The organism is Streptomyces sp. NBC_00377 (genome assembly GCF_036075115.1).
Taxonomy (GTDB): Bacteria; Actinomycetota; Actinomycetes; order Streptomycetales; family Streptomycetaceae; genus Streptomyces.
On sequence record NZ_CP107958.1, the window covers coordinates 6,865,282 to 6,880,416 of the forward strand.

12 protein-coding genes and 1 tRNA gene are annotated in these 15,135 nt (G+C 68.3%); 7 read left to right on the top strand and 6 right to left on the bottom strand.

Annotated features, from left to right (window positions below; genetic code table 11):
* Positions 1-4: 4 nt before the first annotated feature.
* Positions 5-898: a hypothetical protein gene (locus OHS71_RS30460; protein ID WP_328482533.1), complete on the bottom strand. Its 894-nt coding sequence runs from the start codon at positions 896-898 to the stop codon at positions 5-7.
* Positions 899-985: 87 nt separating this feature from the next.
* On the opposite strand from OHS71_RS30460, the gene OHS71_RS30465 reads away from it, so the two are divergent.
* The 4 genes from OHS71_RS30465 to OHS71_RS30480 all read left to right on the top strand — a co-directional run bounded on the left by OHS71_RS30465 (position 986) and on the right by OHS71_RS30480 (position 7,295).
* Complete coding sequence (locus tag OHS71_RS30465; RefSeq protein ID WP_328482534.1) at positions 986-1,342, top strand: chorismate mutase; 357 nt, start codon at positions 986-988, stop codon at positions 1,340-1,342.
* 252 nt (positions 1,343-1,594) lie between these two features.
* Positions 1,595-4,075 (top strand): aminopeptidase N, encoded by a 2,481-nt coding sequence (pepN, locus tag OHS71_RS30470; protein WP_328482535.1) that lies wholly within the window; start codon positions 1,595-1,597, stop codon positions 4,073-4,075.
* A 443-nt stretch (positions 4,076-4,518) separates the two neighbouring features.
* Positions 4,519-5,877, top strand: coding sequence for a pyridoxal phosphate-dependent decarboxylase family protein (locus OHS71_RS30475; RefSeq protein WP_328482536.1), 1,359 nt, complete (start codon positions 4,519-4,521; stop codon positions 5,875-5,877).
* Positions 5,874-7,295 (top strand): lysine N(6)-hydroxylase/L-ornithine N(5)-oxygenase family protein, encoded by a 1,422-nt coding sequence (locus OHS71_RS30480; protein WP_328482537.1) that lies wholly within the window; start codon positions 5,874-5,876, stop codon positions 7,293-7,295. The genes OHS71_RS30475 and OHS71_RS30480 overlap by 4 nt, the downstream gene beginning before the upstream one ends.
* A gap of 119 nt (positions 7,296-7,414) precedes the next feature.
* Here the strand turns inward: OHS71_RS30480 and OHS71_RS30485 are convergent, their stop codons facing one another.
* Positions 7,415-9,226: a bifunctional metallophosphatase/5'-nucleotidase gene (locus tag OHS71_RS30485; RefSeq protein ID WP_328482538.1), complete on the bottom strand. Its 1,812-nt coding sequence runs from the start codon at positions 9,224-9,226 to the stop codon at positions 7,415-7,417.
* A gap of 149 nt (positions 9,227-9,375) precedes the next feature.
* On the opposite strand from OHS71_RS30485, the gene OHS71_RS30490 reads away from it, so the two are divergent.
* The gene (locus OHS71_RS30490) at positions 9,376-10,074 is read left to right on the top strand and encodes an SIMPL domain-containing protein (RefSeq protein WP_328482539.1); all 699 of its coding nucleotides are present in this window, start codon (positions 9,376-9,378) and stop codon (positions 10,072-10,074) included.
* A gap of 190 nt (positions 10,075-10,264) precedes the next feature.
* The gene (gene pyk / locus OHS71_RS30495) at positions 10,265-11,701 is read left to right on the top strand and encodes a pyruvate kinase (RefSeq protein WP_328482540.1); all 1,437 of its coding nucleotides are present in this window, start codon (positions 10,265-10,267) and stop codon (positions 11,699-11,701) included.
* A gap of 10 nt (positions 11,702-11,711) precedes the next feature.
* Here pyk and OHS71_RS30500 read toward each other — a convergent pair whose 3' ends face one another.
* On the bottom strand, positions 11,712-12,485 hold the full coding sequence (locus tag OHS71_RS30500; protein ID WP_328482541.1) for a transcriptional regulator: 774 nt from the start codon (positions 12,483-12,485) through the stop codon (positions 11,712-11,714).
* 106 nt (positions 12,486-12,591) lie between these two features.
* Positions 12,592-12,666: transfer RNA gene (locus OHS71_RS30505), tRNA-Leu, on the bottom strand.
* Between the two features lie 100 nt (positions 12,667-12,766).
* On the opposite strand from OHS71_RS30505, the gene OHS71_RS30510 reads away from it, so the two are divergent.
* Entirely contained in the window at positions 12,767-13,423 is a 657-nt protein-coding gene (locus OHS71_RS30510; RefSeq protein ID WP_020131824.1) for an ANTAR domain-containing response regulator, read from the top strand.
* Between the two features lie 89 nt (positions 13,424-13,512).
* Here OHS71_RS30510 and OHS71_RS30515 read toward each other — a convergent pair whose 3' ends face one another.
* Positions 13,513-14,229, bottom strand: a complete 717-nt coding sequence (locus tag OHS71_RS30515) for an ABC transporter ATP-binding protein (protein ID WP_081547254.1) — start codon at positions 14,227-14,229, stop codon at positions 13,513-13,515.
* Positions 14,226-15,131, bottom strand: coding sequence for an ABC transporter ATP-binding protein (locus OHS71_RS30520; protein WP_328482542.1), 906 nt, complete (start codon positions 15,129-15,131; stop codon positions 14,226-14,228). The genes OHS71_RS30515 and OHS71_RS30520 overlap by 4 nt, the downstream gene beginning before the upstream one ends.
* Positions 15,132-15,135 lie beyond the last annotated feature (4 nt).

Sequence of the window (15,135 nt, forward strand, 5' to 3'; positions counted from 1 at the left end):
ACAGTCACGTGTCGCACTCCAGCACCGTGCGGCACAACCCGCACCGCGCCCGCACCCGTCCCCGCACCGGCACCCTGATCCGCTGATGGCAGGTGGGACAGGGAAACGTCACCCGCAGCGACCCCGGCGGGTCCGGGACGAAGGCGTACGGAGTGTCCGGCGCCGCCGCCGACCCATGGGCCTGGGCATGCCGGCGGTCCCGGGCATAACGCCGCCGGCCCGCCCAGCCCGCCGCCGTCAGCGGAGGCTGCCGCTCGTCATGACGCGCCCGCTCCATGCCCCGCCCGTACGCCGTGTACGCCTGCGCACTGGTGAACCACACCGACGGATCCTCACCGAAGACCAGCGACCGCTTCGCCAGCACATACCCGAACTCCTCCGGCGTCAGATACCCCAGCTTCTGCGAGGACGCCGCGTCCTCCCGGTAGGCGTCCAGGAGGAGCCAGCCCGCCCCCAGATACGTCGTCGCCGTGTCCGTGAGGATCTCGTTGTCCCGCGTGCCCCGGAACGACAGCCCCAGACGATGCAGATAGACGTGCATGATCTCGTGCGCCAGAGCCGCGCCGATGTCCCGCCGATGCGTACGGAACCGGTCGTTCAACTCCACGAAGTACTCCGGCCCCGCCGTGAGTTCGATGTTCGCCGCATGCTCCATCTCACGGAAGGCCACGATCACCCGCGCGTCCGGCAGCCGATAGTGCCGCACCAGCTCACGGGCCACCCGCTGCACCCCCAGATGCAGGTCGTCGGTGTCGCAGAACGCCACATCCGCCGGGACCACACTGCTCGCGAACTGATGGACCGTGTCGTACGACAACCGTTTGTACAACGCCGTGACAGCCGCCCGCACCGTCTCGAGATGCGGGTATCCGTGCTCCACCGGCCCGCCGTTCGCCACGCCCGCACCCCCAAGACGCCGAGAACCCCGTTCCACTGTACGGGCAGCACGGAAACCCGGCCGGGGCATGCCCTAGGGTGATCGCCCATGACCACCAGCAACACCCCCGAAACCGGCGGCGACGTCGACCCCGCCGTCCGCGAGGAGCTCGCCCGGCTGCGCGACAGCATCGACAACATCGACGCGGCCGTCGTCCACATGCTCGCCGAGCGCTTCAAGGCCACCCAGCAGGTCGGACACCTCAAAGCCCGCCACCAGCTGCCGCCCGCCGACCAGGCCCGCGAGGCCCGCCAGATCGCCCGGCTGCGCACCCTCGCCGAGAACGCCAAACTCGACCCCGCGTTCGCCGAGAAGTTCCTCAACTTCATCATCGCCGAGGTGATCCGTCACCACGAGCGCATCGCCGAGGACACCGTCAACGGCTCGGCCCCCACACCGCACTGAACGCACCCGCGCACCGGACCGACGCCAGGCCGTGAGACACCGAGCATGAGAAACCGGCGTGAACACGGGCGTGGAACACCGAGCGTGAAACCCCGGACACGCACCGTCGACAGCCCCGCCCCCTGAGGCACCACCAGTGCCACCCCCGCGCCAGGCCGTCCCACCGGAACAGCGCCCGGCGCGAGAAGGGACATAGGGCGCGTACCGATCCGCCCCTGTGCCGGACCAGCACTATCAGGCAGCATGTCGTTCATGTCCGTACTGACGCGCGACGAAGCGCAGAGCCGTGCCAAGCTCCTCGACGTCCACCGCTACACCATCGAGCTCGACCTGACGACCGGCGACGAGACCTTCGAGTCCAGCACCGTCATCCGCTTCGCCACCCGAGCCCACGGGGACACCTTCATCGAGCTCAGGCCCGCGGCACTGCACTCCGTCACCCTCGACGGCGAGCCCCTCGACCCCCGCACCCTGGTCGACAACCGGCTCCCGCTGAACGACCTCACCGCCGGCGACCACGAACTGCGCGTCCGGGCGAGCATGCGCTACTCCCGCACCGGCGAAGGCATGCACCGCTTCACCGACCCCACCGACGGCGAGACCTACCTCTACACCCAACTCTTCATGGACGACGTCCAACGCGTCTTCGCCGCCTTCGACCAGCCCGACCTCAAATCGGTCTTCGAGCTCACCGTCAAGGCCCCCGACACCTGGACCGTCCTCGCCAACAGCATCACCGAACACCTCGGCGACGGCCACTGGCGGGCCGCCCCCACCCCCCTCATCTCCACCTACCTCGTCGCCGTCGCCGCCGGCCCCTGGCACTCCGTACGCACCGAACACCACGGACTCCCCTTCGGCCTGCACTGCCGCCGCTCCCTCGCCCCCCACCTCGACGCCGACGCCGACGAACTCCTCGAGATCACCCGGCAGTGCTACGACCGCTACCACGAGAAGTTCGAGGAGCCCTACCCCTTCGACTCCTACGACCAGGCGTTCGTCCCCGAGTTCAACGCCGGCGCCATGGAGAACCCCGGCCTCGTCACCTTCCGCGACGACTTCATCTACCGCTCCGCCGTCACCGACACCGAACGCCAGACCCGCGCCATGGTCATCGCCCACGAAATGGCCCACATGTGGTTCGGCGACCTCGTCACCCTCCAGTGGTGGGACGACATCTGGCTCAACGAGTCCTTCGCCGAGTACATGGGCTACCAGACCCTCACCGAAGCCACCCGCCACACCGACACCTGGACCGACTTCGGCGTCGTCCGCAAAGCCTGGGGCTACGACGCCGACCAGCGCCCCTCCACCCACCCCGTCGCCCCCGAGAACGTCGACGACACCGCCTCCGCACTCCTCAACTTCGACGGCATCTCCTACGCCAAGGGCGCCTCCGCCCTCCGCCAGCTCGTCACCTGGCTCGGCGAGAAGGACTTCCTCGCCGGCATCAACACCCACTTCGCCCGCCACAAGTTCGCCAACGCCACCCTCGCCGACTTCATCGACTCCCTCGCCGCCCACACCGACCGCGACGTCCACGCCTGGGCCGACGCCTGGCTGCGCACCACCGGAGTCGACACCCTCACCCCCACCCTCACCGGCAGCAACGGCGACCACACCCTGACCGTCGACCACCACGGCAGCCGCCCGCACCGCGTCGCCGTCGGCCTCTACGACCTCGACCTCGCCGACGAAGGCCGCCTCACCCTCCGCGAACGCCTCGAAGTCGACATCCCCCAGACCACCCCCCGCCCCATCGGCAAACGCCCCGCCCTGCTGCTCCTCAACGACGGCGACCTCACCTACACCAAGGTCCGCTTCGACCCCACCTCCTTCGAAACCGTCCGCACCAGCCTGTCCGGACTGCCCGACCCGCTCACCCGCGCCGTCGTCTGGAACGCCCTGCGCGACGCCGTCCGCGACGGAGACCTCGCCCCCACCGCCTACCTCGACGCCGCCCGCGCCCACCTCCCCAGGGAAACCGACCTCGCCCTCGTCGAAGGCGTCCTCTCCTTCGCCTCCCGCCAGGTCGCCGACCGCTACGTCACCCCCGAACAACGCCCCGCCGCCGTCGCCACCCTCTCCGCCCTCTGCCGCGACCTCATCCGCCGCACCGAGGACGGCGACCACCCCGGCCTGCGCCTCATCGCCGTCCGCCACTTCATCGCGGTCGCCGCGCACCCCGACACCATCGCCGCCTGGCTCGCCGACGGCACCGTCCCCGGCGGCCCCGAACTCGACCCCGACCTGCGCTGGCGCGTCCTCGCCCGGCTCGCCGTCCTCGGCGCCACCGACGACGCCGCGATCACCGCCGAACTCGACCGCGACCCCTCCGCCACCGGCCGGGAAGGCGCCGCACGCTGCCGCGCCGCACTCCCCGACGCGGACGCCAAACGCGCGGCCTGGGCCACCATGTTCGAGGACGACAGCCTCTCCAACTACCTCTTCACCGCCACCGCCCAGGGCTTCTGGCAGCCCGAACAGAGCGACCTCCTGGCCGACTACGTCCCCCGCTTCTACCAGGACGCCGTCGCCGTCGCCGCCCGCCGGGGCCCCGCCATCGCCGAAGCCGCCGGCCGCTGGGCCTTCCCCGCCCACGCCGCCGATCCCGACACCCTCCGCCTCGGCGAGCAGTGCCTGGCCGACGCCGACCCCATCCCCGCCCTGCGCCGCAAACTCGTCGACCAACTCGACGACCTGGCACGCGCGTTGCGGGTGAGGGGAGCGTAGGGCCCCGCCCGGGAGCCCGGGAGCCCGGGAGCCCGGGAGTCCGAGAAGCCCGGGAGCCCGGGAGTCCGAGAAGCCCGGGAGTCCGAGAAGCCCGCCGACCCGGGGGCCCCGGGCCGCCGTGCCACTCAGCGCCCGGTCAGCAGAATCCAGCCCGTCCGGCGCTTGAGGACGGCGGGCCGCCGTGCCACTCAGCGCCCGGTCAGCAGAATCCAGCCCGTCCGGCGCTTGAGGACGAGGCCCGTCCAGGGCCGAAGCGGGGGCCCGGGGGCGCAGCCCCCAGCAGCGCCCACACCAGTCCCGGTGCCATCTCCCGCACCGGGACTGAAAACACACGTCCCCCGTAAGGGTTCCCTCACCGGATGTTCCGGACGTGACCGAGCAATCCCCGACAAGCTGACACTCCCCGCTGCGGACAACCACCCCCGCGCCCCGGAGGAGCCCCCGTGAGCATGCCGCCCCTCGCCTCAGGGCCCCAAGGCCCCCACGCCCTACGGCCCTTGCTCACGACCGTCCTCGACGCCCTCGACACCGGCGCCCGCACCCGCGGAGGACCACTGCCCGCAGGCGGACCGAAAGCGGTCGCCGCCCGCGTACGCCACGCCGTCGGAGACCTGCTCCCCGAAGTCGGCGACCCGCACGCCCTCACCACCGTCGTCCGCGCCCTCGCCGAAGGCGCCGCCGACCCCGCCCACCCCCTCTGCGCCGCCCACCTGCACTGCCCGCCCCTCGCCGTCGCCACCGCCGCCGACCTCGCCGTATCCGCCCTCAACCCCTCCCTCGACTCCTGGGACCAGGCACCGGCCGCATCCGAACTCGAAAAACTCGTGACACAGGCCCTCGCCGCCCAGGCAGGCATGGCCGACGCACTCGTCACCACCGGCGGCACCGAAGCCAACCAACTCGCCCTCCTCCTCGCCCGCGAAACCCACGGCCCCACCCTCACGCTCGTCTGCGGCGCCAACGCCCATCACTCCCTGCCCCGCGCCGCCTGGCTCCTCGGCCTCCCCGAACCCGTGATCATCGCCACCCCCACCGGCACCCTCGACCCCACCGCCCTCACCCACACCCTCAACACCCTGCCCGGCCCCCTCATCGTCGCCGCCACCGCCGGCACCACCGACGCCGGACTCATCGACCCCCTCCCCGCCATCGCCGCCCTCACCACCACCCACGGCGCCCGCCTCCACATCGACGCCGCCTACGGCGGCGGCCTCCTCTTCAGCGACCGCCACCGCCACCGACTCACCGGCCTCGACACCGCCCACACCCTCACCCTCGACCTGCACAAACTCGGCTGGCAACCCATCGCCGCCGGACTCCTCGCCGTCCGCGACCCCCAGGACCTCACCGCCCTCCACCACCACGCCGACTACCTCAACGCCGACGACGACACCGAAGCCGGCCTCCCCGACCTCCTCGGCCGCTCCCTGCGCACCACCCGCCGCCCCGACGCCCTCAAGATCGCCGTCACCCTCAAAACCCTCGGCCGCACCGGCCTCGGCGCCCTCGTCGACCAAGTCTGCGCACACGCCCACGAGTTCGCCGACCTCATCACCGCACATCCCGGCTTCGAACTCCACGCCCCACCGACCATCAGCACCGTCCTCTTCCGCACCGCACACGCCACCGACGACACCGTCGCCACCATCCGCCGCCGCCTCCTCACCCAAGGCCGCGCCGTCCTCGGCCGAGCCCGCCTCGACGGCCGCCTCTGGCTCAAAGCCACCCTCCTCAACCCCCACACCCGCCCCACCGACCTCGCCGCTCTCCTCGCACTGGCAGAAGGACACACCCCCCGATGAACACACCCCCACACCCCGCCACCGACACCCCCCGCGACCTCGTCGGCATCGGCATCGGCCCCAGCAACCTCTCCCTGGCCGCCCTCTCCCACCCCCTCGCCGAACTCGACACCGTCTTCTACGAACAACGCCCCCGATTCGACTGGCACCCCGGCCTCCTCCTCGACGGCGCCCGCATCCAAGTCCCCTTCCTCGCCGACCTCGTCACCCTCGCCGACCCCACCAGCCCCTGGACCTTCCTCAACTACCTCAAAACCCACCAACGCCTCTACCCCTTCTACTTCGCCGAGCGCTTCCACACCCAGCGCGCCGAGTACGACGCCTACTGCCGCTGGACCGCCGACCACCTCCCCGCACTCCACTTCCGCCACCAGGTCGACGCCGTCCGCTGGAACCCCGAACGCGACATCTTCGAAGTCGACCACACCCAACTCGACACCGACGGCGAAGCCGAAGCCCTCGGCCGCACCCACACCCGCAACGTCGTCCTCGGCATCGGCACCGAGCCCTACATCCCCGACGCCCTGCGCCCCCTCACCGACGCCCCCGGCGTACCCGTCATCCACGCCACCGACTACCTCACTCACCGCGACACCCTCCTCGCCGCCGGCCACATCACCGTCGTCGGCTCAGGACAATCCGGCGCCGAAGTCTTCCTCGACCTTCTCCGCCACCGCCCCACCGGCCACGAACAACTCCACTGGATCGGCCGCACCGACGCCTTCGCCCCCATGGAGTACTCCAAACTCGGCCTCGAACACTTCACCCCCGACTACACCCGCTACTTCCACGCCCTCCCCGAAAACACCCGCGACCGCCTCACCACCACCCAATGGCAACTCCACAAAGGCATCGACGCCACCACGCTCGCCGCCATCCACGACGAGCTCTACCGCCGCACCCTCCACGGCGACTGGCCCGACACCGTCCTCACCCCCGGCGTCCGCGTCCGCACCGCAGGCCGCATCGCCACCACCCAGATCGAACTCCACCTCGAACACCTCCAGCAGAACACCCGCACCCGCCTCACCACCGACGCCGTCGTCCTCGCCACCGGACACCGCGAACGCTCCCTCGACCGCATCCTCGCCGGCCTCGACCCCTACATCCGCCGCGACAACAGCGAACGCCCCCGCATCGACGAACACTTCCGCCTCGTCCTCGACCCCTCCATCACCGCCACCGGCTGCAACGTCTACGTCCAGAACGCAGAACGCCACACCCACGGCGTAGGCGCCCCCGACCTCGGCCTCGCCGCCTGGCGCAGCGCCACCATCCTCAACACCCTCACCGGCAAAGAGACCTACCCCCTCCCCACCCGCACCGCCTTCACCACCTTCGGACTCGAACAACCACAACCCCGAGTCCCCCAAGCCCGACAGGCCGCCACCCTCACCCCCCTCGCCGACCGACGCTGAGAGCCAAGGGCACAACCAGACGGACCACGCACGCGAAAAGGCGGTGCTCACCCAGTGGCCGACCAGGCCACCGCATGAAACACCGCCCCGCGCAACGCAACTACAGAACCGCCCAGCCGCTAGAAGACCGGCGTACCGTCACGCGTCAACTTCCAGTCCACCGACGCGAAGTCCTTCGGATCCAGCACACCCTTCGCCGTCACCCACTCCGAGATCCGTGTACGGATCTCCGTCGACTCCGACCACAACTCCGGCGCCGACGCCACATGCGGGAACGCCCCACCACCATTGGCCCGGTAGTTGTTCACCGCCAGCACGAACTGCTGCGCATCGTCCAACGCCACACCACCGAACGTCAGATTCTTGATCCGCGAACCCGCCGCCTGCGCGATATCGATCTCGTACGCCAGACCCGACACATAGTCGTAGTTGTAGTCCGGACGCCCCGCCGCGTTCGTCAGCTTCTCCGTGTCGACCACCGCACCCGCCGCCGTCTGCACGAAATACTGCGCCGAGTACTCCAGATACGCCCGCACCTGCGCACCCGTCAGCAACTTCGCCACCAACGTGTTGTCATACACGTACAGACTCGACAGATCCCGGATCGTCACCTGTCCGGCCGGAATCTCCGACGTACGCGAGAACGGCGACGCCTGCGCGATCACCGGCAACGAGGCATACGACGTACCCGCCAGAGCCGCCTTGACGACGTCCTCCTGCACCTTCGTGATCAGGTCGATGATCGGAGCGTCCTTGTACCGCGCCTCCACCGTCGTCAACGTCTCCGTCGCCGAACCGACCACCTGGTTGACGTACGCCACGACCTTCGCGTGCTCGTCACCCAGCAACTTCGTGATCTTCGGATCATCGGCCACGGAGTTGGAGTTCAGCACCTTCGAAGAAACCGACTCGACCGCCCACCGCCCCTTCTCGAACACCAGCTCCACATCGAACACCGACAACCGCTCCGCATACGCCAACGGCTCCGACAACACGACCGTCTTCCCGGTCTTCGCGTTGACGACCTTCAGCTCCGGGATCTCCACATGCGCGTGACCCACCAGCACCGCGTCGATGTCCGGCACCTGCTGCGCCACCAACGCCGCCGAGTTCTCCACATACGGCAACTGGTCACCGTACGACGACGTACCCGACGAACCCGAATGCGCCGACACGATCACCACATCCGCACCCAGCGACTTCAGCTTCGGCACCCACTTCGCCGCCTGCTCCTCCAGCCCCGGGAACGCCAGCTTGCCCTGCACATACGCCTTGTCCCAGATCGCGATACCCGGGTTCGTCAGCCCCAGCACCGCCACCTTCACCGGCGGCGCACCCTTCACGCAGAACGTCTTGATCACATACGGCTGGAACGCCGGCTTCAGCGTCTTCGCGTCCACCGCGTTCGCCCCGAGCAACGGGAACCGCAACTGCGACTCGAACTTCCGCAGCGTCTCGATGCCGTAGTTGAACTCGTGATTGCCCAGCGCCGCCGCGTCATACCCGATCGCGTTCATCGCCTGCGCCATCGGATGCACCGGACCACCCTTGGCGGTGATCGGATCCACCTTCGCGTAGTAGTACGTCAGCGGAGTGCCCTGGATCGTGTCACCCGCGTCCACCAGCAGCGTGTTCTCGCGCCCCTTCTCCGCACGGATCCGGTTCACCAGCGTCGAGATCCGCGCCAGACCCTGCGCGTTACCGGCCGCGTCCTTGTACTCCGCGTCCTTGAAGTAGTCCCAGTTGAAGACATGACCGTGCAGGTCCGTCGTCCCCAGCACCGTCAGCGCATACCGCTTCGGCTGCTTGACCGGCTTCCCCGGCTTCTTCGCCTCGGCGGCCTGCGCCGGCGCCACCGCGGCACCCGCGATCGCCACCCCCGCCCCGGTCACAGCGGACTTCTTCAGGAACTTCCGGCGATTCAACGGCATGTCTCATGCTCCTCGGGCAAAGGTCAACGACGCGCGTAGATTCTGACCCGGCCACGACCGACGGCAACAGGTCCAGGAGGTTTCGATCTGATGACCACCACGGTCAACTCCCGCCAAGGGCCAGGGAAAGCCATGACAAGGTAGGACGTATGACCTCCCCGCAGAATCCCCCGTACGGCACACCCGAAGCCCCCCTCCTCACCGTCCGCGGCGAGGCCGAACTCGAAGTCGACCCCGAGATCGCCCGCATCGGCATCACCCTCACCGCCCGCGGCCGCGACCGCCGCACCACCCTCGACGACCTCACCCGCCGCAACACCACCACCCTCGACCTGATCAAGTCCTACGGCGACGCCGTCGAAAACCTCTCCACCGGCAGCATCTCCCTCACCCCCGAACTCACCCACCGCGGCCGAGGCGAACGCGTCCGCACCTACCACGGCACCATCCGCCTCACCGCCGAACTCACCGACTTCACCGCCCTCGGCGAACTCACCACCCGCCTCGCCGACCTCGACCTCACCAGAATCGACGGCCCCACCTGGGAACTCCGCCCCACCTCACCCGTCCACCGCCGAGCCCGGCAGCAGGCGGTACGCGAAGCCGTCCAACGGGCCGACGAGTACGCCGAAGCACTCGGCACCACCGTCGCCGCCCTCCTCGAACTCGCCGACACCGGCACGAACGGCCGACCCCGCGCCGCCTTCGACCGCCGCGCCGTCCGCTTCTCCATGGCCGCCACCGACACGGAAGCCGCCGCACCCGAACCCCTCGACCTCGAACCACAACGCATCCAGGTCCACGCCGAGGTCAGCGCCCAGTTCACGATGAATCCAGCGAGCCGCTGAATTCACCCATTCGGGGAAGGCGCAGTAAGAGCCGCAGTAAGAGTCTGGGTAAAACCGAAAAGTGCTCATCAGAGCAGCGGCCCGCACAATTTATTAGTTGACGGCGACGACAACAAGCCTTCACCCAAAGGTTGTTGGACGGCCATACCCTCCGAATTCCCTACCCGCCGGTAAGACATAGGCTCGAAACATGCGCCGAGCAAAAATCGTCTGCACCCTGGGCCCCGCCACCGACACATACGACCAGATCAAAGCCCTGGTCGACGCCGGAATGGACGTAGCCCGCCTCAACCTCAGCCACGGCGGCCACACCGAGCACGAGGAGCGCTACCAGCGCGTCCGCAAGGCCTCCGACGAAACCGGCCGCAGCGTCGGCCTCCTCGCCGACCTTCAAGGCCCGAAGATCCGCCTCGGCACCTTCACCGAAGGCCCCGTACTCCTTGAACGCGACGACACCTTCACCATCACCGTCGAAGAAGGCGTACAAGGCGACCGCCACCGGTGCGGCACGACCCACGCCGGCCTCGCAGACGACGTCACCCCCGGCGAACGCATCCTCGTCGACGACGGCAAGGTCTGCCTGGAGGTCACCGACGTCGACGGACCACACGTCCACACCCGCGTCATCGAAGGCGGCGTGATCTCCGACCACAAAGGCCTCAACCTCCCCGGCGTCGCCGTCTCCGTCCCCGCCCTCTCCAAGAAGGACGAAGACGACCTCCGCTGGGCCCTCCGCACCGGCTTCGACGCCATCGCCCTCTCCTTCGTCCGCAGCGGCCGCGACATCACCGACGTCCACCGCATCATGGACGACGAAGGCCGCCGCCTCCCCGTCATCGCCAAGGTCGAAAAACCCCAGGCCGTCGAGAACATCGACGACATCGTCGCCGCCTTCGACGGCATCATGGTGGCCCGCGGCGACCTCGGCGTCGAGATGCCCCTCGAACAGGTCCCCCTCGTCCAAAAACGCGCCATCAAACTGGCGAAACGCAACGCCAAGCCCGTCATCGTCGCCACCCAAATGCTCGACTCCATGATCGAGAACTCCCGCCCCACCCGCGCCGAAGCCAGCGACGTCGCCAACGCCGTCATCGACGGCACCGACGCCGTGATGCTCTCCGGCGAGACCAGCGTCGGCAAATACGCCATCCAGACCGTCCGCACCATGGCCAAGATCGTCGAAGCAGCCGAAGAGGACATCCTCGCCAAGGGCCTGCCCGACCTCACCACCAACAACAAACCCCGCACCCAGGGCGGCGCCGTCGCCCGAGCCGCCGCAGAGATCGGCGACTTCCTCGACGCCAAGTTCCTCGTCGCCTTCACCCAGACCGGCGACACCGTCCGCCGCCTCTCCCGCTACCGCTCCCCGATCCCCCTCCTCGCCTTCACCCCCGAACCGGCGACCCGCTCCCAGCTCAGCCTGACCTGGGGCGTCGAAACCTTCCTCGGCCCGCACGCGGACTCCACGGACGCGATGGTCGACCAGGTCGACGAACTGCTGCTCCGATACGGGCGCTGCCAGAAGGGTGACGTGGTGGTGATCACGGCGGGTTCGCTCACCGGGGTCTCCGGCTCGACGAACCTGGTCCGCGTCCACCACGTCGGAGAGGACGACAGCCCGAAGTAGCGGGATCGGGTCAGTACTTGGGGCCTACGTGGGTGTCGAGTAGGGCGACGGAGGCTTTGCGGGCGATGGAGATGTTGAACGGGTCGCTGCCACGAGCCAGGGTTGTCCACTCGACGCTGACCTTGTCGAGGGTGTCCGTGAAGAGCTTCCGGATGCCGTCGGACTTGTTGGCGAAGAAGTAGCGGGGGTATTCGTAGCGCTTCCGCTCCCCGCCGACGGTCTTCTCGGTCCAGTTGGTGATGCGGCACCCATCGGAGTGGATGAGGCCTCGGATGAACTCCCAGGGGTGAGCGTCGACGATCGTCTGCTGCCAGGGTTCGAGGACGATCCGGCGGTTGTGCTTCTTGCCAGGGCCGTGCTGGGGGAAGAGGCAGGGCCAATGCTTGCTCGTGCTGGTCACCGCAACGCAGCCCTGCTTCTTGACGCGGCATACGCTGTTTTGGGGACGGACCTTGCGAATTGCCTCCTCGCAAGCGTCGATGACCCCGGGCCATGCGTTGTCGCACACGATCCGCATGGCGTACACGTCTCTTCGGCCGGCGCTGATGCAGCCGTCGCCGAGATAGAAGCCCAACAGGTATGCGTACGCCGCTGGGTCCTCAGGGTGACCTGGCAGGTCTCGGCATCGGGGGCATGGCCGACCGGTACGTCGGCGAGGTTCAATGCGTGCATGCCAGGAGCGGATCGCCGCGCGGGAGATACCGGTTTCCTTGCTGACGGAGTTCAGGCTGCGCCCCTGGGTGACCAGAGAGATTGCTCGCTTGCGTGTGCTGACGTCGTACATGTGCCCACTCTGTGAGAGTGATCGTGACGACACGCAGCAAAAAGCGGATGTTCACGAGAACGGGAACATCCGCTTTGGTTCATAGGCCTTGGATTCGAAGGAAAAGTGCCCCAGGTGGGATTCGAACCCACACTGTCCGCTGTTTGAGAGCGGCCTCTCTGACCGATTGGAGTACTGGGGCCTTAGAAAGGAAGGAGAAGTGCAACCCCTCGCGCACTCACCTTACCGCAGCTAGGTAGGCTCTTGTCAGCAGTACCCCTGCCCCTGAACGAGGAGCCCCCGTGACCGCCCCCGAGTCGCCCCAGCCCGTGGACGCGCCCGACGACGACAAGTCGCACGTACCTCCGCTGACGACCCGTGTCGTCATCGCCGAGGACGAGGCCCTGATCCGCCTCGACCTCAAAGAGATGCTGGAGGAGGAGGGCTACAGCGTCGTGGGCGAGGCCGGCGACGGTGAGCAGGCGATCGAGCTGGCCCGCGAGCACAAGCCGGACCTGGTCATCCTCGATGTGAAGATGCCCAAGATGGACGGCATCTCGGCGGCCGAGAAGATCGCCGAGGAGCGCATCGCGCCGGTGCTGATGCTGACCGCGTTCTCGCAGCGCGACCTCGTCGAGCGGGCGCGTGACGCGGGTGCGATGGCGTACCTGGTGAAGCCGTTCAGCAAGAGTGACGTCGTGCCGGCGATCGAGATGGCCGTCTCGCGGTTCACGGAGCTGCGGGAGCTGGAGAACGAGGTCGCGGACCTCACCCTTCGCCTGGAGACGCGCAAGCTGGTGGACCGGGCGAAGTCGATTCTCCAGACGGAGTACGGGCTGACGGAGCCGGCGGCGTTCCGGTGGATCCAGAAGACGTCGATGGATCGCCGTATGTCGATGCAGCAGGTGGCGGAGGCGGTCATTCAGGACGCGGACGAGAAGAAGTCGTCCAAGGGCTGATCTGCCCAGCCGCATACGAGACGACGAGGCCCGCGCCCGGAGAAGGGGCGCGGGCCTCGTCGTGTGCGAGTGGTGTTGCGGGGTGGTGCTCAGTCCTCGCCGAGGTATGCCTTGCGGACGGACTCGTCGTGGAGGAGGTCCTGGCCGGTGCCGGAGAGGACGATCTTGCCGATCTCCATGACGTGGCCGTGGTCGGCGAGCGAGAGGGCGGCCTGGGCGTTCTGCTCGATGAGCAGGATGGTCATGCCCTGGGCCTTGAGCTCGACGATGGTGGCCATGATCTTCTGCATCATGATGGGGGAGAGGCCCATGGAGGGCTCGTCCAGCATGAGCAGTTTGGGCTGGGACATGAGGGCGCGGCCCATGGCGAGCATCTGCTGTTCGCCGCCGGAGAGGGTGCCGGCGGCCTGCTTGCGGCGCTCTCCCAGGATGGGGAAGAGGTCGTAGGCGCGCTGGATGTCCTTTTCGATGCCGGGTTTGTCGCTGCGGAGGAAGGCGCCGAGGCGGAGGTTGTCCTCGATCGTCATGCGCGGGAAGATGTGCCGCCCCTCGGGGGAGTGGGCGAGTCCGAGCGAGACGATGTCGTGGGCGGGGATCTTCTTGAGCGATTTGCCGTTGAATTTGATCTGGCCGCCGACGGGCTTGAGGAGTCCTGAGAGGGTGCGCAGGGTGGTGGTCTTGCCGGCGCCGTTGGTGCCGATCAGGGTGACGACCTCGCCGGCCTCGACCTTGAACGAGATGCCTTTGACGGCTTCGATCTTGCCGTAGGCGACCCGGAGGTCCTCGACTTCGAGCAGTGCGGTCATCGGTCGTTCTCCTTGCCGGGCACGGCGTCCGTCGGGGTTGCGGCGCTGTCGGCGTTGGCTTCGGCGGCCTCGACTTCGGCTATCTCTTCGTCGCCGGGGGCGTTTTCGAAGGGTTCGCCGAGGTAGGCGGCGACCACTCGTTCGTCGCCCTGGACGGTGGCGCTGTCGCCTTCGACGAGTTTTTCGCCTTGGACGAGGACGGCGACGCGGTCGCAGAGGTTGAAGATGAAGCGCATGTCGTGCTCGATGACGAGGACGGCGATGCCCTTGTCGCGGATGGCGAAGACGAGCTCCTCCGTCGCGCGGGTTTCCTGGGGGTTCATGCCGGCGGTGGGCTCGTCGAGGAGGAGGAGGCCGGGCTCGCTGGCGAGTGCGCGGGCGATTTCGAGCTTGCGCTGTTCGCCGTAGGGCAGGTTGCGTGCGAGGTGGTCGGCTTTTTTCTCCAGGCCGATGAACTCCAGGAGTTCCATGGCGCGTGCGCGGCTGGCGGCTTCGGCGCGGTGGAAGCCGGGGAGGCGCAGGACGGCTGACCAGAAGCCTTCTTTGGTGCGGGTGTGGCGGCCGACGAGGACGTTTTCCAGGACCGTCATGTTGGCGAACAGGCGGATGTTCTGGAAGGTGCGGGCGATGCCGGCGGCGGTGACTTTGAAGGATTTGGGCGGGAGGACTTTGTCCTTGTAGCGGACTTCGCCCTCGGTGGGGATGTAGAGGCCGGTGAGGCAGTTGAAGAAGGTGGTCTTGCCGGCTCCGTTGGGGCCGATGAGGCCGACGATCTCTCCGGCGTTGACGTGGAGGTCGACGTCGCGGACGGCGGTGAGGCCGCCGAAGCGCATGGTGACGCCGCGGGCGTCGAGGACCCTTTCGCCGGTGGGGGCGACCGTGGTGGTGGTGTCGGTGGTCATGGTG

What these genes read in the sequence shown, in the direction of transcription:
- OHS71_RS30520 (WP_328482542.1), bottom strand. Translation starts at nt 15,131, where the DNA reads ATGACCACCGACACCACCACCACGGTCGCCCCCACCGGCGAAAGGGTC.
- OHS71_RS30500 (WP_328482541.1), bottom strand. Translation starts at nt 12,485, where the DNA reads ATGTACGACGTCAGCACACGCAAGCGAGCAATCTCTCTGGTCACCCAG.
- OHS71_RS30515 (WP_081547254.1), bottom strand. Translation starts at nt 14,229, where the DNA reads ATGACCGCACTGCTCGAAGTCGAGGACCTCCGGGTCGCCTACGGCAAG.
- pyk (WP_328482540.1), top strand. Translation starts at nt 10,265, where the DNA reads ATGCGCCGAGCAAAAATCGTCTGCACCCTGGGCCCCGCCACCGACACA.
- pepN (WP_328482535.1), top strand. Translation starts at nt 1,595, where the DNA reads ATGTCCGTACTGACGCGCGACGAAGCGCAGAGCCGTGCCAAGCTCCTC.
- OHS71_RS30490 (WP_328482539.1), top strand. Translation starts at nt 9,376, where the DNA reads ATGACCTCCCCGCAGAATCCCCCGTACGGCACACCCGAAGCCCCCCTC.
- OHS71_RS30465 (WP_328482534.1), top strand. Translation starts at nt 986, where the DNA reads ATGACCACCAGCAACACCCCCGAAACCGGCGGCGACGTCGACCCCGCC.
- OHS71_RS30485 (WP_328482538.1), bottom strand. Translation starts at nt 9,226, where the DNA reads ATGCCGTTGAATCGCCGGAAGTTCCTGAAGAAGTCCGCTGTGACCGGG.
- OHS71_RS30480 (WP_328482537.1), top strand. Translation starts at nt 5,874, where the DNA reads ATGAACACACCCCCACACCCCGCCACCGACACCCCCCGCGACCTCGTC.